This window comes from Actinoplanes subtropicus, assembly GCF_000721705.1.
In the GTDB taxonomy this organism is placed as follows: Bacteria; Actinomycetota; Actinomycetes; order Mycobacteriales; family Micromonosporaceae; genus Actinoplanes; species Actinoplanes subtropicus.
Genome location: NZ_JOJL01000012.1, coordinates 47,362 through 67,293, shown reverse-complemented (window position 1 = coordinate 67,293; position 19,932 = coordinate 47,362). Strand labels below are relative to the sequence as shown.

The 19,932-nt window shown below is 70.3% G+C and carries 15 protein-coding genes; 7 read left to right on the top strand and 8 right to left on the bottom strand.

What is annotated here, in order from left to right:
• Positions 1–14: 14 nt before the first annotated feature.
• The 4 genes from IH26_RS0118515 to IH26_RS0118500 are packed head-to-tail and all read right to left on the bottom strand — an operon-like array spanning position 15 to position 5,469.
• Positions 15–1,040: an ABC transporter permease gene (locus IH26_RS0118515; RefSeq protein WP_030437464.1), complete on the bottom strand. Its 1,026-nt coding sequence runs from the start codon at positions 1,038–1,040 to the stop codon at positions 15–17.
• Positions 1,037–2,587, bottom strand: coding sequence for a sugar ABC transporter ATP-binding protein (locus IH26_RS0118510; protein ID WP_034215606.1), 1,551 nt, complete (start codon positions 2,585–2,587; stop codon positions 1,037–1,039). The genes IH26_RS0118515 and IH26_RS0118510 overlap by 4 nt, the downstream gene beginning before the upstream one ends.
• Positions 2,577–4,268 carry a thiamine pyrophosphate-binding protein gene (locus IH26_RS0118505; protein WP_034215604.1) on the bottom strand — a complete coding sequence of 564 codons (1,692 nt, stop codon included), beginning with the start codon at positions 4,266–4,268 and terminating at the stop codon, positions 2,577–2,579. The genes IH26_RS0118510 and IH26_RS0118505 overlap by 11 nt, the downstream gene beginning before the upstream one ends.
• Positions 4,249–5,469 (bottom strand): FAD-dependent monooxygenase, encoded by a 1,221-nt coding sequence (locus tag IH26_RS0118500; protein ID WP_034215624.1) that lies wholly within the window; start codon positions 5,467–5,469, stop codon positions 4,249–4,251. Before IH26_RS0118500 ends, IH26_RS0118505 begins: the two co-directional genes overlap by 20 nt.
• Positions 5,470–5,547: 78 nt before the next feature.
• On the opposite strand from IH26_RS0118500, the gene IH26_RS0118495 reads away from it, so the two are divergent.
• Positions 5,548–6,327, top strand: coding sequence for an IclR family transcriptional regulator (locus IH26_RS0118495; protein WP_030437460.1), 780 nt, complete (start codon positions 5,548–5,550; stop codon positions 6,325–6,327).
• A gap of 26 nt (positions 6,328–6,353) precedes the next feature.
• On the opposite strand, the gene IH26_RS0118490 is transcribed toward IH26_RS0118495, so the two are convergent.
• Positions 6,354–8,042, bottom strand: coding sequence for an MFS transporter (locus tag IH26_RS0118490; RefSeq protein ID WP_030437459.1), 1,689 nt, complete (start codon positions 8,040–8,042; stop codon positions 6,354–6,356).
• 182 nt (positions 8,043–8,224) lie between these two features.
• On the opposite strand from IH26_RS0118490, the gene IH26_RS0118485 reads away from it, so the two are divergent.
• Entirely contained in the window at positions 8,225–8,971 is a 747-nt protein-coding gene (locus tag IH26_RS0118485) for an SDR family NAD(P)-dependent oxidoreductase (protein WP_030437458.1), read from the top strand.
• Between the two features lie 18 nt (positions 8,972–8,989).
• Here the strand turns inward: IH26_RS0118485 and IH26_RS53665 are convergent, their stop codons facing one another.
• Positions 8,990–10,000: a LacI family DNA-binding transcriptional regulator gene (locus IH26_RS53665; protein ID WP_051808263.1), complete on the bottom strand. Its 1,011-nt coding sequence runs from the start codon at positions 9,998–10,000 to the stop codon at positions 8,990–8,992.
• A 234-nt stretch (positions 10,001–10,234) separates the two neighbouring features.
• On the opposite strand from IH26_RS53665, the gene IH26_RS0118475 reads away from it, so the two are divergent.
• From IH26_RS0118475 to IH26_RS0118455, 5 genes are read left to right on the top strand one after another with little or no spacing between them, the layout of a single operon-like run.
• Positions 10,235–11,770 (top strand): ABC transporter substrate-binding protein, encoded by a 1,536-nt coding sequence (locus IH26_RS0118475; RefSeq protein ID WP_030437456.1) that lies wholly within the window; start codon positions 10,235–10,237, stop codon positions 11,768–11,770.
• A 50-nt stretch (positions 11,771–11,820) separates the two neighbouring features.
• Positions 11,821–12,762 carry an ABC transporter permease gene (locus IH26_RS0118470; RefSeq protein ID WP_030437455.1) on the top strand — a complete coding sequence of 314 codons (942 nt, stop codon included), beginning with the start codon at positions 11,821–11,823 and terminating at the stop codon, positions 12,760–12,762.
• Complete coding sequence (locus IH26_RS0118465) at positions 12,759–14,501, top strand: dipeptide/oligopeptide/nickel ABC transporter permease/ATP-binding protein (RefSeq protein WP_030437454.1); 1,743 nt, start codon at positions 12,759–12,761, stop codon at positions 14,499–14,501. The genes IH26_RS0118470 and IH26_RS0118465 overlap by 4 nt, the downstream gene beginning before the upstream one ends.
• Positions 14,498–15,328 carry an ATP-binding cassette domain-containing protein gene (locus tag IH26_RS0118460; protein WP_030437453.1) on the top strand — a complete coding sequence of 277 codons (831 nt, stop codon included), beginning with the start codon at positions 14,498–14,500 and terminating at the stop codon, positions 15,326–15,328. The genes IH26_RS0118465 and IH26_RS0118460 overlap by 4 nt, the downstream gene beginning before the upstream one ends.
• Positions 15,325–17,088, top strand: a complete 1,764-nt coding sequence (locus tag IH26_RS0118455) for a family 43 glycosylhydrolase (RefSeq protein ID WP_030437452.1) — start codon at positions 15,325–15,327, stop codon at positions 17,086–17,088. The genes IH26_RS0118460 and IH26_RS0118455 overlap by 4 nt, the downstream gene beginning before the upstream one ends.
• On the opposite strand, the gene uidA is transcribed toward IH26_RS0118455, so the two are convergent.
• Positions 17,054–18,832, bottom strand: coding sequence for a beta-glucuronidase (uidA, locus tag IH26_RS0118450; RefSeq protein WP_030437451.1), 1,779 nt, complete (start codon positions 18,830–18,832; stop codon positions 17,054–17,056). The two genes, IH26_RS0118455 and uidA, sit on opposite strands and share 35 nt — an antisense overlap.
• A gap of 4 nt (positions 18,833–18,836) precedes the next feature.
• Positions 18,837–19,853 carry a Gfo/Idh/MocA family protein gene (locus IH26_RS0118445; RefSeq protein ID WP_051808262.1) on the bottom strand — a complete coding sequence of 339 codons (1,017 nt, stop codon included), beginning with the start codon at positions 19,851–19,853 and terminating at the stop codon, positions 18,837–18,839.
• Between the last annotated feature and the right edge of the window lie 79 nt (positions 19,854–19,932).

The window sequence follows — 19,932 nt, the reverse complement described above, 5'->3', positions numbered from 1 at the left end:
TTCCTCCACTGGAATCAGGCTCGGGCGCGGCGTCGCAGCAGAAGCGACACAGTGATGGCGACGATCAGCGCCGCGCCGTAGAAGACGTTGGTCACCCATCCGGACAGCCCGAGCAGTTGCAGCCCGAACACGCCCGATAGCAGGAAGTAGGCGGCGATGAGCATGCCGATCGCGTTGAGGCGCCCCGGGACCACTGCGATCGTCCCGAGGAACACGGCGGCGAGGGCCGGCATCAGCTGCACCTGAGCCGTCGCGGTGCTGAACCCGCCGACGCCGCAGGCGAGGATGATGCCGATGGCGCCGCTGAGCAGGGCGGCCACCAGGTAGGCCCCGAACCGGACGCGACGGACGGGGATGCCGGCGAGCCGCGCGACGTTCGGGTTGGAGCCGACGAACAGCATCGATCGGCCGAGTGGGGTGGCGCTCATGACGTACGCGGTGATGATGACGAGCACGACGCCGTACCAGAACACCGCCGGGAGGCCCAGGAAGCGGCCCAGCGCGACCTGCGCGAGCGCCGGGTCGAGGCCGCTCACGTTCGACTGGTTCGACAGGAACAGCGCGATCCCCAGGGCGACGCTGCCGGTGCCGAGGGTGACGACGATCGAGCTGATCCCGACGATGACCACGAGTACGGCGTTGATGAGGCCGACGAGCAGCGCCGCCGCGAGGGCCGCGAGCAGCGCCAGCGGGACCGGCCAGCCGTCCAGGACGACGAGAGCCGGGAACGCGGTTCCGGCCAAGCCGTAGACGAAGGCGAACGACAGGTCGAACTCGCCGACGGCGATGGTGACGATGACCGCGAGGCCGAGGAAGACCACCGGTGTTTGCTGGCCCAGGACCGCCCGCGAGGCGTTGGCGAGGTCGACGCCGTTCGGGAGCAGCAGGAGGAAGAGCACCACCATGACGGCCCAGAGCAGCACGAGGCTGTAGCGCTGAAGCACGTAGGCGGTTGCCCGGGCGAACGGGATGCCCGTCCGCCGGCGAGCGACACGCGCGGCGTTCGTGTCGAGGGTGGGTTGTGACCGTGTGGTTGTCATCGGGCCTCGCCTGCGGGAGTGGTTGCGTCGTCGACCGCGAAGATCGCGGCGAGGATGGCGTCCGCGTCGAACGGTCGCGTCAGCTCGCGGACGGTCCGGCCGTCCTGGAGGATGAGGACGCGGTCGCAGATCGCCGCGAGGTCGTCGACCTCGGCGGAGCAGACGATGACCGCGGATCCGTCGGCGGCGGCCCGTCGGCTCGCCGTGAGGATCGCGTGCCGCGCGCCGACATCGACCGCCTGGGTGGGGTCGTCGAGCACGAGGAGGTCGGGCGTGCCGAGGAGCCACTTGCCGAGCAGCACCTTCTGCTGGTTGCCGCCGGACATCGCGGCGACCGGCATTCTGGGGTTCGGCGGCCGGATGTCGAACCGGGCGATGATGCCCTCGGTCTCGGCGCGCTGCCACCTCAGCCCGGTCCACCAGGGCTTTCCCCGGCTGCGCAGGTGCGGGAGGGTGGCGTTCTCCTCGACCGACAGCTCGAGGGCGATGCCTTTGTCGTGCCGATCGGCGGGGATGAAGGCGATCCCGGCGTCGAGGAGGTCGACTACCGTGGCCCGGGCCAGGTCGACGACGCGTCCGCCGAGCTTGACCTGGCCGGCGCCTCGCCGGTCCCCGCCGAGAACCGGCCCGACGTCCGACAGGCCGGAGTCGACCGTCCCGGTGAATCCGACCACCTCGCCGCGGTGGACGGTGGCGCTCACGCCCTCGACCCGTCCGCCGGTGACGTCGACCAGTTCCACCTTCTCGAGCCGGGGCGTGGGTGGCAGGCTCGTCATGATGTCGCCGAGTTCCGCGGCGCGGCCCAGGACGAGGCTGGTCAGCTTGGCCTCGTCGAGCCCCGCCGTCGCAATGCCGGTTTCCACGACGCGCCCGTTGCGCAGCACGGTCGCCCGGTCGGCGACCTCCAGCACCTCCTTGAGGTCGTGGCTGACGAACAGCACGGCCGTGCCCTCGCTCGTGAGCAGGCGGATCATGTCGTAGAACGCCGGGAGCGCCTCGTGCGGGATGGCGCGCGAGGACTCGTCGAAGACCACGACGCCGGCGCCCGGGGTGCGGTCCTGCAGGGCGCGCGCGACCGCGACGGCGACCCGCTCGCTGGGCAGCAGGGTCGAGACCTTGGCCGACGGGTCGATGTCGGTGCGCAGATAGTTCAGCGTCTCGCTGACGGCGGCGGCGTCCTGGGCGGTGCGGATCCAGCGGGTGGCCGGGTTGACCGCGTGCCGGCCGACCCGCACGTTGTCGCGCACCGAGAGGTCGGGCACGAGACCGAGGTCCTGGTGCACGAACGAGAGACCCTGTCCGTGCAGCGCTCTCGCTTTGATCGGCGGGCCGATCCGCTCGCCGTCGAGGAGGATCTCGCCGTCCGGATCCGCCGAGTAGACGCCGGAGATCAGCTTGATGAGCGTCGACTTGCCGGAGCCGTTCGGTCCGACGAGGCCGTGCACCTCGCCCGGGGCGAGCGCCAGGCTCGCCTTCTCGAGGACCGTGACGCCGGCGAACGTCTTGGACAGGTTGCGGACCTCGAGCCGCGGAGATTCACTCGCCATCGATGCCGCCAAATGGGGGTTCGCCGTTCATGACGCGCTCCTCCGGCGGAATGGGCTCGAGACTCACCCGTACGTCGATGCAGGCCGGCCGGCGGGCCGCGAGGGCCGCCTCGATCGCCGGGCGAAGCTGATCCAGTTCGGTGACGTCGACGCCGACCGCGCCGAGGGCTCGGGCCACGCCGCTGTAGGAGCCGTTCTCCAGCCGGTTGTTGATGACCCGGTCCTGCCCGTAGAAGAACTGCTGGGTGTGCAGCGTGGCGCCCCAGGCCCGGTTGTTCAGGACGATCACGATGACCGGCAGTCCGGCCCGTACGAGGGAATCGAACTCGGCGAGGCTGTAGCCGACGGCGCCGTCGCCGGTGACGAGGATCGTCGCCCGGTCGGGAGCCGCGTACTGCGCTCCGATGGCCACGCCGAAGTTGCACCCCATCGAGCTGAGGTAGCCGTGCCCGAGGTAGTGGGCCAGCGGCGCGAGGGCGATCGTCTCGGCGAGCCACAGCTCGGTGAGGGCGCCGTCGACGAGCACGGTGGCCTGGTCGGGGACGCTCTCGGCGATCGCACGGACGGCGAGGTACGGGTGGATCGCGCCCTCGTGCTTCTCGGTCTCGGCGGCCAGCGCCGAGCGCCGGGCGGCCGCGACGTCCCGCAAGGTTTCAAGCCAGTCGTCGCGCGTCGCCGGGACCGGCCTGTCGCCCAGCCGCTCGTTCAGCGCACGGACTGTGCCGATCGGGTCGGCCTGGATGCCGAGCTCGATGTCCTGCAGCCGGCCGAGCTCGCGTCCGTCGGGGTCGATCTGGAAGATCCGCGCGCTCTTCGGCAGCAACCTCCCCGTGCCGAACTGGGTGGTCATGCCGAACCGCAGCCCGAGGAGAAGGACCACGTCGGGCCGTTCGTCCGCACCCAGGGTGGCCAGGGTCTGCACCAGGCCGACGTGATCTTCGGAGCCGACGATCGCCCCGAGGCCCTCCCAGTCGGACAGGAGGGGAACGGCGGCGCGGGCCGCGAACTCGTGCAGCTGGGCCCGTGCCTCGGCGGTGACGAAGGACTTGCCGACCAGCGCGACGGGCCGCCGGGCGGCGCTCAGCGCCTCGAGGATTCGATCGACGGCACCGGCGGGGGCGGCGCCGGTGCCGTCGATCTCCACGCGGTACTCCCCCGCCTGGTCGGCGTCGACCTGTTGGCGGAGGACGTCCCAGGGAATGTCGAGGAGTACCGGGCCTTGGGGCTCCGACCGGGCGGTGCGGATCGCCTGGGCGAGCAGCCGGGGGATCAGCTCTGCGCGGGTGACACGGTGCGCGTACTTGGTCACCGGGGCGGCCATCGCTACCTGGTCGAACCCGGCCTGCTGGTCGTTGGTGTCGTCCCGCTCCAGGGGGCCGGAGCCGGCGAGGTAGAGGACGGGTGTCCGGTCCAGGTAGGCGTTGGTGATCGAGGTCAGGACGTTCGTGAAGCCACCGCCGGCCGTGACGACGGCGACGCCCAGACGTCCGGTGACCCGGGCGTAGCCCTCGGCCGCGTGCCCGGCGTTCATCTCGTGCCGCACGTCGACGATCCGCAGCTTGGCGTCCAGGGCGTCCTGAAGAATGCTGTCGATGTGCGCCCCAGGCAGGCCGAAGGCCACCTCGACCCCGGCTCGCTGCAGGGTCCGCACGACGAGCGCGCTACCGGTTACCGCTGCCATTCTTCGATCCGCCTCTCTCCAGGTGCTCCGGGTCGTACTCGTAGATCCAGCTGTTCGCCTCGAGCGGGTCGGCCTGCGCGTAACCCAGGTCGCGCGCCCGCTGCTCGGGACCGTCCGGGAGGTGGTTGATGTGCGACCTTCCGTGCGACACCTCCTGCAGGCGTGCCGTACGGGGCCGCCGCAGCTCCTCGTAGCGCCCCAGCGCCGCGATCGGGTCGTCCCGGTCCGCCGCCAGGCACAGCGCCAGGACGGCGCCGTCCTCGATCGCCTGGGCCGCGCCCTGGGCGAAGAACGGGAACATCGGGTGGGCCGCGTCGCCCAGCAGGGTCGCGTTCCCCCGGTTCCAGCGATCGAGGGGCTCGCGGTCGAGCAACGCCCAGCGCCCGGGCGTGCCGGCCGCCGTGATCAGCTCCACCAGCCGCGGATCCCAGCCGGCGAACTCGGCGAGGAACTCCTCGACCGTCGCGGTGGCCGTCCACGACTCGACGCTGTCCGACCCGGCCGGCGCGAAGGCGACCAGGTTGACATACTCCCCGCCCGAGACCGGATAGTGCACGAGATGGTGGCCCGGCCCGATCCACAGCGTCTGGGCGTGCCGCCTGGCGAAGCCTGGTGACCGCTCCGCCGGTACGAGAGCCCGGAAGGCGCAGATGCCGGACTCCCGGCCCGCCGTCGGCCCGGCGACGGCGGCGCGCACGCGGGAGTGGACCCCGTCGGCGCCGATGAGGATCCCCGGGCGCACCGTCTCGCCGTCCTCGAAACGCAGAACTGCCTGATCGCCTTCGAACTCCACGTCGACGCAGCGCTTGCCGAGATGGATCGCCCGCTCCGGGACCGCCGACCGCAGCGCGTCCAGCAGGTCGGCACGGTGCGCGGTGTAGGTGTGCTCGCCGAACAGGCGCAGGCACCCCTCCGCCAGGTTCTCCGCGGACAGCACCGCGCCGTTCTCCCAGCGCCGGAATTCCCAGCCGATCTCCATCCGGACCGCCCGCCCGGCGAACCGGTCCAGCACGCCGAGCCGCCGGAGCAGCCGGGCGGCGTTGGGCGCGATCACCAGGCCGGCGCCGACCTCGGTCAGGGCGTCCGCCTGCTCGTACACATCGCAGTCGAAACCCTTGGCGCCGAGGAAGGCCGCGGCGGCCAGGCCGCCGATGCCGCCGCCGAGAATCGCGATCTCCGGGCCGTCTTCCGTACGCATCATGCGCCCAGACTGACGACGACTGGTCGTTGTGAGAACAATGCTGTTCATCCAACGAACATCCGGGGTACGGTGTCGATCATGCCCCGCGCCAACGAGCCCGGGCGTTCGGTCAGCTCCCGGCTGTGGGATCTGCTGTTCGCCTTCGACCCCGACCACACCGAGCTGAGCCTCGCCGACCTGGTCCGGCGCACCGGCATGCCGCACGCCACCGCCCGGCGCCTCACGCTCGACCTCGTGGCGGCGGGCGCGCTGGAGCGCACCAGCGACAACCGGTTCGCGATCGGCCTGCCGCTGTGGCGCCTCGGCACCCTGGCTCCCCGGGCCGAGACGCTGCGCAGCGCGGCGCAGCCGTTCGTGGAGGATCTGTACACGGCCCTGCGCCAGCACGTGCAGCTCGCCGTCCTCCAGGGCGACCGAGCCGTGATCATCGAGCGGCTGTCCGCCGTCAACGCCGTCGGCCTGACCTCGCAGATCGGCGGCCACCTGCCGCTGCACTGCTCGGGCGTGGGCAAGGTGCTGCTGAGCCACAGCAGTCCGGCCTTCATCGACGAGGTGCTGGCCGGCCGGCTGCGGCGCTTCACGGCCCGGACCATTGTGGACCCGGCCGTGCTGCGCCGCGAGCTGGCTTCGTGCCGCTCGACCGGGACGGTGGTCGTCCGGGAGGAGCTGAGCGAGGGTGCCGAGTCAGTGGCGACCCGGATCGTCGACGGCCACGGCCGAGTCGTCGCGGCCCTGTCCGTCGTGGTCGCCGCCGGCTCGATCAACCTGGAGACGGCCGTACCCTCGCTGGTCGCGAGCGGGCTGGGCCTGTCCCGGCGGCTGGGCTGGCGGCCGGGCGTACCCATCCGCACCTCGTGACGTCTCCCGGCGCTGGTCATCGCGCGTCAGTCGTCGAGATGGTTCCGGGCGCCGCCGTCGCGCCCGATCAGGACGGTGAGGGCGGCCGCGACGAGCGCGGCCACACCGCCGAGCACATAGGCAACGGAGTAGCTGTGACTGAGGGCGTGGAAGGCGACGTCCTTGATCGGGTTGAACGGCATGACCTGCCCATTCGGCAACGTGATGCTGCCCGGCACCGAGTTGGCCCCGAGCGGCCCCGAGGCCACGGCATGAACTGCCGCCTCGAGCTGCGGTCTCTGCGCCGGGGGCGCCTGGGCCGCGGAGGCCTGGAAGGCCGCGTACGCGTTGCTCAGCCCCGGATTCCCGGCCACGTTGCGGGCGATCTCCTTCGCCGCCTGGCCCAGAGCGACGGCGCCGACGATCGCCGGGGCGAGGGCGAACCCGAGGTCACGGAAGGTGCTGGTGGCTCCGCTCGCCATGCCGGCGAGGTGGTTCGGCAGCGTGTTGACCGCGACCGCGCTGACGGCCGAGATGGCGAGCGCGGAGCCGACGCCGACGAGGATCAGCGGCACGACGATGGCGCTCAGCGCCCGGTTGCTCGCCGGGACCGTGGCGAACCACAGCCCGCCGGCGCCGACCAGGACCAGGCCGCTGAACAGGACCCACCGCGCGTTGTAGCGCTCGAGCAGCTTCGAGGTCAGCGGCAGCTGCACGAGGCCGATGCCGCCGAAGAAGAGGTACGCGACGGAGCTGCGCAGCGGGCTGAGTCCCTGGATGGTGCTGAGCCGGATGCTGGTCGAGTACATGATCGCGAGGAAGCCGAACATGCCGATCAGCGTGACCACCGAGTTCATCGCGAACGCCCGGTTCCGGAACGCGCTCAGCAGCAGCAGCGGCTCGGCCACGCGGTTCTCGGCGACGACGAACAACACGAGGAAGACGCTCGCGACGACAAACGCCAGAATGATCCGAGGGCTCCCCCAGCCGCTCTCCGGGCCTTGGATCACGGCGTACAGCAGGGCGAAGAGGGCGATCGCGGCGGTGATCTGACCCGGCCAGTCGATGGATCGTCCCTCGGGCGCGGCGGAGTTCTGGGCGAGCGTCCGCGACAGCAGCGCGCTCACCGCGGCGATGACCAGGACACCGAGGTACGCCCAGCGCCAGTTCGCGGTCCCCGCCCACCCGCTGTGAATCTTGGCGGCGACCCCGGCCAGCAGCGGCCCGAGGAAGCCGCCGATGGATAGCGCGGACGCCCAGATGGCGACGCCACGCGCGCGGGTGGCCGTGGTGTGGGTGCCGGCCGCCACCATGGCGAGACTGGTGGGGAAGATGGCGGCGGCGCCGATGCCGTTGAGGAGTTGGGCGAGGGTCAACAGCGTCACCCGGGTGTCGGTCGACGATCCCGCGCCGGGCACCAGGACGGCGAGCGCGGAGCCTACGACGATCAGCGCGGCGCCGCCGACGAGCAGGCGCCTGCGGCCGAACAGGTCGCCGAACACGCCGAAGCCCAGCTCCAGCGCGGCGACGGGCAGGAAGAAGGCGTCGACGATCCAGGTCAGCTGGGCCGAGGACGGCGCGAGGTCTTGCTGGATCAGCCCGGTGATGAGCGAGGGGACGGAAAGGGCCATCTGGGCAAGGCACACGGCGAGAGCCACCGCCGCCAGAGTCCGTGAGTTGAGCGTGTATCTCCCGCCCTCGGCCCTCGCCGCACCGAGTGAATCGATCTTGACCATGGACGGCTCCTTGCGCGCCGAAGCGCGGCTATCGCGATGGGTGGTGTCGAGCAGCGACAGCGTTGGGTGCGGCCCCGGTCACACTCAACGGGCATGTTCATTGGACGAACAGACCGCCGCTCGACCGTCGGCTCGGCGCGCAAAATCCTGGCCTGGGACCGATCGAGCAGGCAGGGGGAGTTATGGCGGGGAGATTGGCGGGCCGGACCGCGGTCGTCACCGGGGGCAGTGCCGGAATCGGGCAGGAGATTGCCCGCAGGCTCGCGTCGGAGGGTGCGGACATCGCGGTCGCGGACGTCAACCCGGCCGACGAGACGCGGGAACTCGTCGCGGAGACCGGCCGGCGATTCCTCGGCGACAAGGTCGACATTACCGACGAGGACGCGATCCACGAGTTCGCCGCGCGTGTCCGGCGTGATCTGGGCGCCGCCGACATCCTGGTGAACAACGCGGCCGTCGTGCTATTGGCCGATTTCGAGCACGTGACCCTCGACGAATGGCGCCGCACCTTCGCCGTCAACGTCGACGGCGCCTTCCTGGCCACGAAGGCGTTCCTGCCAGACCTGAAGGAGTCCGGGGCGGGCCGGATCATCAACATCACGTCTTCCAGCTACTGGACTCCCCCACCACCCTTCGTCTCCTACGTCTCCGCGAAGGGCGCGCTGAACGGATTCACCTCCGTGCTGGCCGCCAACCTCGCCGCCCACGACATCACCGTCAACGGCGTCGCAGCCAGCCTGGTCCGGACAGCCACAGCCGCGGCGACCACGAGCGAGGCATTCTTCGAGCAGACCGTACGGATCCAGAACATCAAGCGCGTCCAGATGCCGGCCGACGTCTCGGGTGTCGTGACGTTCCTCGCCTCCGACGACGCCGCCTTCATCACCGGCCAGATCATCGTCGCGGACGGCGGCAGCACGCGCCGCTGAACCGAGGTGTCCGGCCGCTCAGCGCGCCGGCGCCGCCGTCGACGCCCGTTCGACGAACTGGGCGCTGACGCGTCTCGGCGCCGGGACGTCGTCGTCGCCGAGAGCGGCGAAAACCTGATGCACCGCCTCCTCGCCGGCCAGGTCGAGCGGCGTCCGGATCGTCGTGATCGGCGGCGAGGTGAAGTCGGAGCCGAAGATGTCGTCGAAACCGACGATGCTCAGCGACGACGGCACCTCGACACCTGCGGCGCGGCAGGCCCGGAGCAGGCCGATCGCCATCAGGTCGTTGTACGCGACGACCGCCGTGACGCCCGATGCCCGAACCCGCCGCAGACCCTGCTCGCCCCCGTCGAGCGTCGGCGCGCCCGGTCCGATCTCGACGATCGTCATCCCGCGGGCCGGCGCCTCGTCGAGCAGGGTCTCCCACCGCAGCCGGCTCATCCACGACGCACTCGGCCCGGAGAGGAACGCGAGTGAGGCATGGCCGAGCGAGGCGAGGTGGTCGAGCGCGTCGCGGATGCCGGGCAGCACGTCGGGAACCACCGCGGGCAGACTTTCGACCGCCCGGTTGACCAGCACAAGCGGTTTCACCTCGGCGAGCTCCCGGATCTGCTCGTCGTCGAGGCGCGAAGCGACCAGGACGAGACCGTCGATGGACGGAAGCAGCCGTCGCGCCGTCTCCGCCTCCAGCGTGCCGGACTCTTGGGACTCCGCGAGCACGAGCGTGTGGCCCGCCCCGGCGGTGATCCGCTCGGCGCCGCGGACGAGGGGGAAGTAGACCGGGTTGGTGATGTCGGTGAGGATCAGGCCCAGGGTGTTCGTCCGGCCGGTGGGCAGGGCCCGAGCCATCGGGTTGATCCGGTAGTTCAGTTCCGCCGCGACCTCCCGTACGCGCTGCTCGGTCTTGGCATTGATCCGGCCGGGCTTGTTGAGCGCGCGCGAAACCGTCGAGGGGCTGAGGCCTAGGTGGCGGGCGATGTCGTAGATCGTCGCGGCCGGCTTCCGGTCGGTGTTGCCGCGCTGCTTCACGGTTCTCCCTCGAGGTGCTCTGCGTGGGTTCATCGTGGCATGCCGCGCCCGGAGGTCGGCAACCGATTGCCAACAGGACACTCCCTAATTATGGCAACCAGTTGACAAGAAGTCGACCACGTGTTGAGCTGGCTGGCAACACGGGGGACATACGCGGGACATCTGCACCGGCCGGCGGATCGCCGAAGTCAACCGATTGCCAAATACGCCCTGTGTTCTTCCAAGGGAGCCTCCATGCCCCACAAATACCCGCGCCTCCGAGTAGTGGCCCTCATCGCGGCGGCGACGGCCCTCGCGCTCGGCGCATGTTCGACCGACACCCCGAACAGCACCGGCGCCGCCACGCACGCCCTCGCCATAGCCGTCGTCACTCCCCCGAACTCGCTGGACCCGGCTCAGCTCGCCGACGGCCAGCAGATGTACGTGTGGGGGTCGATCCTCGACACGCTCCTCTACAAGAAGGTCAAGACCGGCGACCTCAAGCCCAACGCGGCCGAGAGCTGGCAGTACAACGGGGACGGCACCAAGCTGACCCTCAAGATCCGCAAAGGCATGACGTTCAGCACCGGCACGCCGGTCAACGCCCAGGCCATTGCGGCGACGATGCAGCGCACGATGGCCACGCCGGGCGTTCTGCAGGTCAAGCTCGCGGCCGTGAAGTCGGTGACCGCCGTCGACGACAGCACCGTGCTCATCGAGTTCAAGCACTTCGACCCGCAGTTCCTGCCGAACCTCGCCGGTGGGGCGGGAGCTATCGGCGACCCGAAGACCCTCGCCGACAAGCGCACCGCGACCGACCCGGTCGGCTCGGGGCCGTACACCCTGGACACCGCCGCCACGGTGCCCGGTTCCAAGTACGTGTTGAAGAAGCGGAACGACTACTGGAACGCCGCCGCGTACCCGTTCACCACGGTGACGGTGCGCGCGTTGCCGGATCCGACGGCGTCGTTCAACGCGCTGCAGGCCGGCGAGATCAACGCGGCGACCGTCAACTCGCAGCTGGTCGGGAAGCTCGACAAGAGCACCTTCACGATCACCAAGGTCGACGCCCAAGCGATCATGTTCCTCGACATCCTCGACCGCAAGGGCGCGAAGTGGCCGGCCCTGGGCGACGTCCGGGTCCGTCAGGCGATCAACTACGCCATCGACCGCGAAGGCATTCTCAAGGGCATCCTTCAGGGCAACGGCAAGGTGACCGACCAGATCTTCAGCCCGTTCGGCAAGGTCAACGACCCGGCCCTGGACGTCACGTACCCGCACGATCCGGCGAAGGGCAAGGCCCTCGTGCAGGAGGCTGGCTATGCGGGCACGACCTTCAAGATCCCGAGCACGTTCCTCTCCACGTCCTTCGAGTCCAGCATCTCCCAGGCGTTCAAGGACATCGGCCTGGGACTCGACTGGGTCTCGGTGCCGCCCCAGCAGACCCAGTCGGCGCTGCTGTCCGGCCAGTACGGCCTCTCCTTCCAGATCCTCGGTTTCAACAACGACGCCGCCGACGCCGCCCAGCACTACGCGGCCGACGGCTACGCGAACCCCCAGCACTACCAGGACGCCACCACGGACCGGCTCCTCAAGGTCATCAACACCACGGTCGACTTCGACAAGGCGCTGCCGGCCTATCAGGAGCTCAACGCGTACGCGGTCAAGCAGGCCTTCGAAGCTCCGATCGTCTTCACCGGCTCGACCTGGGCGACCAGCAAGGGCGTCGCGATGCTCGATGACGGCAAGGGCCTGTCCACCACGAGGCAGTTCGGCCTCGCCCAGCAGTAACAGGCCACGGTGGCGGCCGGGCGGCCGCCACCGTCCGACCGGGAGCGACCATGCTTGCCTATGTCTTGCGGAGGATCGGCGCCGGACTCGTCCTCGCCCTATTGGTAACGCTCGTAACCTTCCTGATGCTCAGCCTGTCGTTCGGGGACGTCGTGCGGACCCTCCTCGGCCAGTCGGCGACCCCCGAGTCGGTCGCCGCCATGACGAAACAGATGGGCTACGACCGGCCTGTCCTGGTCCAGTACGGCGACTGGCTGCTGCACCTCCTGCGGGGTGACCTCGGCACCTCGGTCTACACCTCGCTGCCGGTCGGCCCGTCGGTAGTCCAGCGGCTCGCCGTGACACTGTCGATCATCGTGCCCGCATTGCTCATCACGGTGCTGCTGAGCATCAGCCTCGGTGTGTGGGCGGCGACCCGTGGCGGCGTCGCGGACCGTATCGCGCAGGGCCTGTCGCTCGTGGGCTACATCGTCCCGGGCCTGCTGATCGCGATCGTGCTGGTCTACCTGCTGGCGGTGCGGGCGAAACTGCTGCCCGCGACCGGCTACACGCCGCTGAGCACCGACCCGGCGGCCTGGCTGCACAGCATCACGATCCCGGTGATCGTGCTCGTCATCGGCGGCGTCGCGAACATGGCCGCGCAGGTTCGCGGCCGCATGATCGACGAGCTGCGGCGTGACTACGTGCGGACGTTACGCACCCGCGGCGTCTCCACTACGTCCATTGTGGTCAGACATGCCCTGCGCAACGCCGCAGGTCCGGCCCTGACCGTCCTGTCGCTCGAATTCATCCAGATGTTCGGCAGCGCGCTCATCATCGAGAACGTCTTCGCACTGCCCGGATACGGCAGCTACGCATTCAACGCGTCGCTGCAGGGCGACATCCCCGTCATCATGGGCATCACGGTCTTCGGTGTGCTGCTCGTGACCGTCGTCAACCTCGGCACCGACCTGGCCAACGGCTGGCTCAACCCGAAGGCGAGACTCCATTGAGCACCCGGACCCGCACCTGGCGGCGGCTCCTGCGCGACCCGCAGGCGGTCGTCACCGCCGGCATCCTCCTGGTCATCGTCGCGCTGGGACTGCTGGCCCCGTTCCTCGCGCAGCACGGGCCCAACGACTCCGACCTCGGCATGGTCAACGCGCCGGCCGGCACCCCCGGCTATCTGCTCGGCGCCGACGAGAGCGGCCGCGACATCTTCTCGCGGCTGCTGCACTCCATCAACACCAGCGCCGTCTCGGCGCTGATCGGCACGGGCGTCGCGCTCGCCGTCGGGGTGACCGCCGGACTGGTCGGCGGCTATTTCGGCGCGCGCACCCGGGGCGCCACCGAGTGGCTGTTCAACCTCGTCATGACCTTCCCCGGTCTGCTGCTGCTCATCATCCTGATGCCGGTCACCGGGGGCGACTACCGGTTCACGATGCTCATCTTCGGGGTGCTGCTGTCGCCGGGCATCTACCGGATCGTGCGCAACCTCGTGCTCGGCGTGAAGAACGAGCTCTACGTCGATGCCGCCCGCGTCTCGGGCCTGGGCAACACCCGGATCCTCGGCCGGCACGTGCTGTCGGTCGTGCGCGGGCCGATCATCATCGCCACCGCGTTCCTGATGGGCGCCGCCATCGCCACCCAATCGGGGCTGGCCTTCCTCGGCGTCGGGTCGAAGGAGATCCCCAGCTTCGGCGACATGATCTCGTCCGGATTCCGGAACCTCTACCTCGCACCGGCGCAGTTCCTGTGGCCGAGCCTGCTGCTCGGGCTGATCACCGCGTCGCTCGTGCTGCTCGGCAACGCGCTGCGCGACACCCTGGAGGGTTCCCGGCCCAAGCCGGCGAAGGTCGGCCAGGGGCAGCGCACCGACGTACGGACCGGCCCTGCGCCCGTGGCCGGCACGGCGGCGCTGCTCGAGATCCGGGACCTGACGATCGCCTATCCCGGGCCCGGCGGGGAGTCGCGCGAGGTGGTGCGCGGGGCCGCGCTGCGGATCGACCGAGGGCAGACGCTCGGGCTCGTCGGCGAGTCGGGATCGGGCAAGACACAGACCGCGTTCGCGGTGCTCGGCGTCCTGCCGGCCGAAGCCGTCATCACCCGCGGCTCCATCGTGTTCGAGGGCCGCGAGCTCGTCGGGCTCACCGATGGCGAGATGCGGCCCCTGCGCGGCAAGCAGATCGCGTACGTCCCGCAGGAGCCGATGTCCAATCTGGACCCCTCGTACAAAGTCGGCGCGCAGCTTGTCGAAGGCGTGCGGTCCGCGCTCGGCGTCTCCAAGCAGGAGGCCAGAACCCGAGTGCTGGCGCTGCTCGGACGGTGCGGCATCGCCGATCCCCCGCGCACCTTCGACTCGTACCCCCATCAGCTCTCCGGCGGCATGGCGCAGCGGGTGCTCATCGCCGGCGCCGTCGCCAGCCGCCCCAAGCTGCTCATCGCCGACGAGCCCACCACCGCGCTCGACGTGACCGTCCAGGCCGAGATCCTCGACCTGCTGCGCGACCTGCAGGCCGAGCTCGGCATGGCGGTGCTGCTCGTCACGCACAACTTCGGCGTCGTCGCCGACATCTGCGACCACATCGCGGTGATGTCCCGCGGCGAGATCGTGGAGACGGGCGACGTCCAGAAGGTCCTGAACGACCCACGGCATGAGTACACCCGGACTCTGCTGGACGCGATCCTCGACGACACGACGGTCCGCACCGACCCGCCGCCCGGGGCCATCACCGAAGGGGCCGATCGATGAGTCTGCTCGACGTCACCGACCTGCGGGTCGCGTTCCCCCGCCGGGGATTCCGCGCCAAGCCCGTCGAGGTGCTGCACGGCGTATCGCTCCAGGTCGGCGCCGGTGAGACGCTCGGCCTGGTCGGCGAGTCCGGATCGGGCAAGACCACGATCGGCCGCACCGTGCTCGGCCTGGCGAAGGCCACCGCCGGTAGCATCCGCTTCGCGGGCCGGGAGATCGGCGAGCTGAGCGCGAAGGAACGCCGGGCCCTGGCCAAGGACATCCAGGTCGTCTTCCAGGACCCGTACAGCTCGCTGAACCCGGCCATGACCGTCGGCGACATCCTCACCGAACCGCTCGTCGTGCAGGGCGCGACCGTGCGGGACGCCCGCGCCCGGGTGCGGGCGCTGCTCGATCAGGTGGGACTGCCCGCGGACGCCGCCGACCGCCGGCCCGCGGAGTTCTCCGGCGGGCAGCGCCAGCGCATCGCCATCGCCCGCGCGATCGCCCCGGAGCCCAAGCTCATCGTCTGCGACGAGCCGGTCTCCGCGCTCGACCTGTCCACCCAGGCCCTTGTGCTGGACCTGTTCATCGACATCCAGCGCCGCACCGGCACGGCTTACCTGTTCATCTCGCACGACCTCGCGGTCGTCCGGCACATCAGCCACCGGGTCGCCGTGCTCTACCGCGGCGACCTCATCGAGACCGGGCCGGCGGCGACGGTGACGTCCGCCCCCGACCACCCGTACACCCGCAAGTTGCTGGTCGCCGCTCCCGTCGCCGACCCCGTCGAACAGCGCCGGCGTCGCGAGGAACGCCGCCGGCTCGCCTTGGAGGGCCACCCGTGAGCCGCATCATCTGCAACCCGCTGGATCTCGCCTACCGCTACCAGCAGGTCCGGCTGGGCGACCTGGAGCACGGCGTCCAGCGGGAGGCGGCCGACCCGTCGGTCGTCCTGTTCCGCGGCCAGTACTATATGTTCGCCTCCATGTCGCGGGGCTTCTGGCACTCGGCGGACCTGGTCGACTGGACCTACCAGCCGACGGAGAAGCTGCCGCCGTTCGACTACGCCCCCGACGTACGCGAGGTGAACGGCGCCCTGTATATCTCGGCCTCCCGGCACGGGGAGAACTGCCCCTTCTTCCGCAGCGAGGACCCGCTCGCCGACGACTTCACCGAGGTGACGCCCGGCGCCTTCCCGTTCTGGGACCCGAATCTGTTCCAAGACGACGACGGATCGGTCTACTTCTACTGGGGCTGCTCGAACAAGGAGCCGCTGTACGGCGTCGCACTCGACCCGGATACGTTCGAGCCGCTCGGCGAGCCCGTGGCGCTGTTCGGATCCGACACCGACACCCACGGCTGGGAGCAGAACGGCGAGGACAACGTCAAGCAACCCCCGCGTACGGAGATGGAGCGGCTGATCGCCGAGCACATCGGCGACGCGCCCTTCATCGAGGGCGCGTGGATGACCAAGCACGACGGCACCTACTACCTGCAGTACTCGGCCCCGGGGACGCAGTACAACAGCTACGCCGACGGCTACTACACCGCGACCTCCCCACTGGGCCCGTTCGCGTACTCGGCGAACAGCCCGTTCTCCGCCAAGCCGGGCGGCTTCATCACTGGGGCCGGTCACGGCAGCACGTTCCAGGACGCGCACGGCAACTGGTGGCACGCCGCCACCATGCGGGTCTCGGTCAACCACAAGTTCGAACGCCGTATCGGTCTGTTCCCGGCCGGGTTCGACGAGGACGGCGTGCTGTTCTGCAACCAGAACTTCGCCGACTACCCCCGGCACGTCCCGGCCGGCCGATTCGACCCGTGGACGATGGCACCGGGTTGGATGCTGCTGTCCTACCGCGCGGCGGCTACGGCGTCCTCGACGCTGGACGGCCACCCGCCCGAGCTCGCGGTCAACGAGGACGTCCGAACCTGGTGGGCGGCGGCGTCCCGCGAACCGGGCGCCTGGCTGCGGCTCGACCTCGGCGAGCTCCGGACGGTGCACGCCATCCAGATCAACGTCGCAGATCATGACCTGGCCGCGCATGCCCCCGAGCCGGCGGACGGCGCCCAGCGCAACTACGAGTACCGCGGCATCTACACCGGCGTGCAACCCGCGGAGTTCCACCTCGAGGTCTCCGCCGACGGGACCGGCTGGGAGACCGTCGTGGACACCCGCGGCACCGGCCGCGACGCACCGCACGCCCTGGCCGTGCTCGACGAGCCGCGCCGGGTGCGATTCGTCCGGGTGACCGCGGGCCGCCTGCCTTTCGACGGGCATTTCGCGGTCAGCGGGCTGCGCCTCTTCGGCCACGGCAACAGCACCCCGCCGGCCGCCGTCACGCCCGCCGTGGACCGGATCGACGAACGCACCGCCCGTCTCGCGTGGAAGTCGGTCGAGGGCGCACACGGCTACAACGTCCGCTACGGCAACCACCCGGGCAAGCTCTACCACAGCTGGCTCCTTTACGAGCAGACGTCCCTCGACCTGCGCACCCTGAACGCGGGCGAACCGTACTGGTTCGCCGTCGACGCCTTCAACGAGAACGGGGTGACGCCGGGGCCGGTGGTCACTCCGCGCCCCGCCAGCGGCGTCGCACGGTGAACGCGGCGCTCTTCGGCCGGCGGTCTCGGGTGAAGATCCCCTTCCGGTTGCCGTCGACCCGCACGATCGCGGGCTGGGTGGCGAAGTCGGCGAAGTTCCAGATGTGCTCGCCGACGACCGCGTCGACCCGGTCGAACACTCGGTGGTACATCTCCAGGAGCCGGGCCTGATACTCCTCCGACCACGGTGTGTCGACGACGGCGTGCAGCCCGGTCACGGCGTCCGCGCCGTACTCGGTGACGATGATCGGCTTGCCGTGCCGCTCGGCCCAGGCCCGCAGGTCGGCCTCCAGCGCCGGCTCGGCCCCCGCGAGGTCGCCGTTGTTCGCGTACCAGCCGTAATACCGGTTGACCATGACGACGTCGGCCAGATCGGTGAGCGTGCAGGTGTCCGGGCCGTTCGCGATCATGTTGACGTAGCCGACCGGACGGCCCGGGTCGAGCTTGCGCGCCTCGGCGAACAGCGGCGCGAAGTAGTCCCGGGCCGCCGGACCGGCGGCGTCGGGCTCGTTGGCGATCGACCACAGCACGACGCTCGGGTGGTTGCGGTCGCGGCGGATCAGCTCCCGTACGGCCTGCAGGTGGGTGCGCTGGGTCGCGGGCCCGAGGGTGTGCTCGGAATAGGTCGGTGGCAGGTCGGTACGGCCGTAGGTGACGAGGACGCTCAGGTTCAGCCCGACCGCCGCGGTCTCGTCGATGACGACAATGCCGTGCCGGTCGGCGTAGTCGAGGACCTCCTCGGCGTACGGGTAATGCGAAGTGCGGAAGGAGTTGGCGCCGATCCACTCCATCAGCTCGAAGTCGTGCACCATGAGCGCGTCGTCATGGCCCTTTCCCCGGACCGGCGCGTCCTCATGCTTGCCGAAGCCACGGAAGTAGAACGGCTCGCCGTTGATCAGGAACTCGGTGCCGTGCACCGCCACCGTGCGCACGCCCACCGGCAGCGCGTAGCGGTCGAGAAGGACGCCGGCCGCGTCATGAAGGCTCGCTTCCAGCTCGTAGAGGTAGCCGTCGCCCGGCGCCCACGGGTGCACCTCCGGCACGGTGAGCACCCCCTCGGCGCCCTCGGACGTGGCCACCTCGACCCCGGCGGCGTCCCGCAGGACGATCCGCTGCGCGGCGGAGCCCACCTGGCCGACCGTGTACCGCACGGTGCCGGTGCCGCCGTCCAGCTCCGTGTCGACCGCGATGTCGGTGACGTGGGTGCGCGGCGTGGCGTACAGCCAGACTGAGCGGTGCAGCCCGGCATAGTTGAAGAAGTCGTGGAAATACTGCTGAGTACGTCCCGCGGCGGTCTCCCGCAGGATGCCGGGCGGCAGCGAGGCCCAGGTCAGCTCGTTGTTGACCACGACGGTCACCCGCGCCGCGCCGCCCGGCTCGACGAGCTCGGTCACCTCGGCCTCGAAGGGCGTGTAACCGCCCTCGTGCTCGGCGACCTGAACGTCGTTCACCCACACCACCGCGCGGTGCGTGGCCGCGTCGAAGCGCAGCACGATCCGCTGACCGGCCCAGCCTCGCGGCACCCGGACCGTGGTCTGGTACCAGGCGTCACCGACGTGGTCGCGGAAGGCGAGGTCGGGAACGATGTCGTTGTAGCTGGCCGGCACGGGCATCTCACGCGCCCCGGCCAGGGTGGCCCGCCACCACTGCTCGGCACGGCCCGCGCCGTCCGGGTCCAGCCGGAAGGTCCACAGACCGTTCAGGCTCCTACGCTCGCGGGTGACGCTTTCCTGAGGACGAAGCATGTGATCACTGGACCTTGATCGCCGCTGGCTTGGCAAGCGGTTGCCGTAAATTGCCTGTCAGCTGCGTGCGAATGGCGTCGAGCGTGCGGAAGACCTCGATCGTCGTGGCCGCGTTGTGCTCGGGGTGCTGCACCCATCCCCGCTCGATGGCCTCGCCGGCCGCGCGCAGCATCGGCACGAAGCCGTTGCCCTCCTGCGGAAGCTCGGTGCGCGGCGGGTTGCCGAACAACGCCTCTCGCGAGCCGGCGTGCAGCGTGTACGACGTGGTGGCCCAGAACATCGGCGGGATGCCGACCCACCCGTGGGTGCCGCTGATCGCCGCCGACGGCTCCACAAACTCGACCATCGAGGCCGCCAGGTGCGCGAACCCGCCGCCCGCGTAGTCGAGCGTGATGTGCTCGGCCACGTCGACGCCGTTCGGTTCCACCATCCCGGAAGCGTGCACGGCAGCGGGCGGCCCGAACACGGCATGCGCCAGGGTCACCGGGTAGATGCCCTGGTCGAGCAGGGTGCTGCCGCCACGCTCCGGATCCCACCGGCTGCCGGCCCGATCGCCCGGGAAGGGAACACCGAACCCGGCGCGGATGCTGCGCGGCTCGCCGATCAGCCCCTCGGCGATGACCCGCAACACGTCCCGGAATCCTGGGTTGAACTTCATCCACATCGCCTCCATGAGGAACTGTCCGCGCTCGGCCGCGAGAGCGAACAGGTCGGCCACCTCGGCGGCGGTCCGTGCCATGGGTTTCTCGACGAGAACGTGCTTGCCGGCCTCCAGGGCGGCGCGGGCCATGCGGCGGTGCGTCCCGAACGGGGTCGCGAGATAGACGGCGTCGATCACCGGATCGGCGAGCAGCGCGGGATAGTCGTCGAACGCGGCCGCGATGCCGTGCTCGGCGGCGAACGCACGGGACCCGGACCGGCCGAACACCGCGACGACCTCCGCGCCGGGCATCGAGCGCAGGTCGGGCACGAAGCGTTGCGAGATCGCTCCGGTGCCGACGACAGCCCAGCGTACGGGCATGTGAGCCCCTCCTCTAAATTTTGGCATTCGATTGACAGAAACTTCCCGCAGGTACGGCCTAGGATGGGGCCGGACGGAC

Bases quoted from the DNA above. Each gene is read 5' to 3' on its own strand.
- IH26_RS0118515 (WP_030437464.1), bottom strand. From the start codon at position 1,040: ATGACAACCACACGGTCACAACCCACCCTCGACACGAACGCCGCGCGT.
- IH26_RS0118510 (WP_034215606.1), bottom strand. From the start codon at position 2,587: ATGGCGAGTGAATCTCCGCGGCTCGAGGTCCGCAACCTGTCCAAGACG.
- IH26_RS0118505 (WP_034215604.1), bottom strand. From the start codon at position 4,268: ATGGCAGCGGTAACCGGTAGCGCGCTCGTCGTGCGGACCCTGCAGCGA.
- IH26_RS0118500 (WP_034215624.1), bottom strand. From the start codon at position 5,469: ATGATGCGTACGGAAGACGGCCCGGAGATCGCGATTCTCGGCGGCGGC.
- IH26_RS0118495 (WP_030437460.1), top strand. From the start codon at position 5,548: ATGCCCCGCGCCAACGAGCCCGGGCGTTCGGTCAGCTCCCGGCTGTGG.
- IH26_RS0118490 (WP_030437459.1), bottom strand. From the start codon at position 8,042: ATGGTCAAGATCGATTCACTCGGTGCGGCGAGGGCCGAGGGCGGGAGA.
- IH26_RS0118485 (WP_030437458.1), top strand. From the start codon at position 8,225: ATGGCGGGGAGATTGGCGGGCCGGACCGCGGTCGTCACCGGGGGCAGT.
- IH26_RS0118475 (WP_030437456.1), top strand. From the start codon at position 10,235: ATGCCCCACAAATACCCGCGCCTCCGAGTAGTGGCCCTCATCGCGGCG.
- IH26_RS0118470 (WP_030437455.1), top strand. From the start codon at position 11,821: ATGCTTGCCTATGTCTTGCGGAGGATCGGCGCCGGACTCGTCCTCGCC.
- IH26_RS0118460 (WP_030437453.1), top strand. From the start codon at position 14,498: ATGAGTCTGCTCGACGTCACCGACCTGCGGGTCGCGTTCCCCCGCCGG.
- uidA (WP_030437451.1), bottom strand. From the start codon at position 18,832: ATGCTTCGTCCTCAGGAAAGCGTCACCCGCGAGCGTAGGAGCCTGAAC.
- IH26_RS0118445 (WP_051808262.1), bottom strand. From the start codon at position 19,853: ATGCCCGTACGCTGGGCTGTCGTCGGCACCGGAGCGATCTCGCAACGC.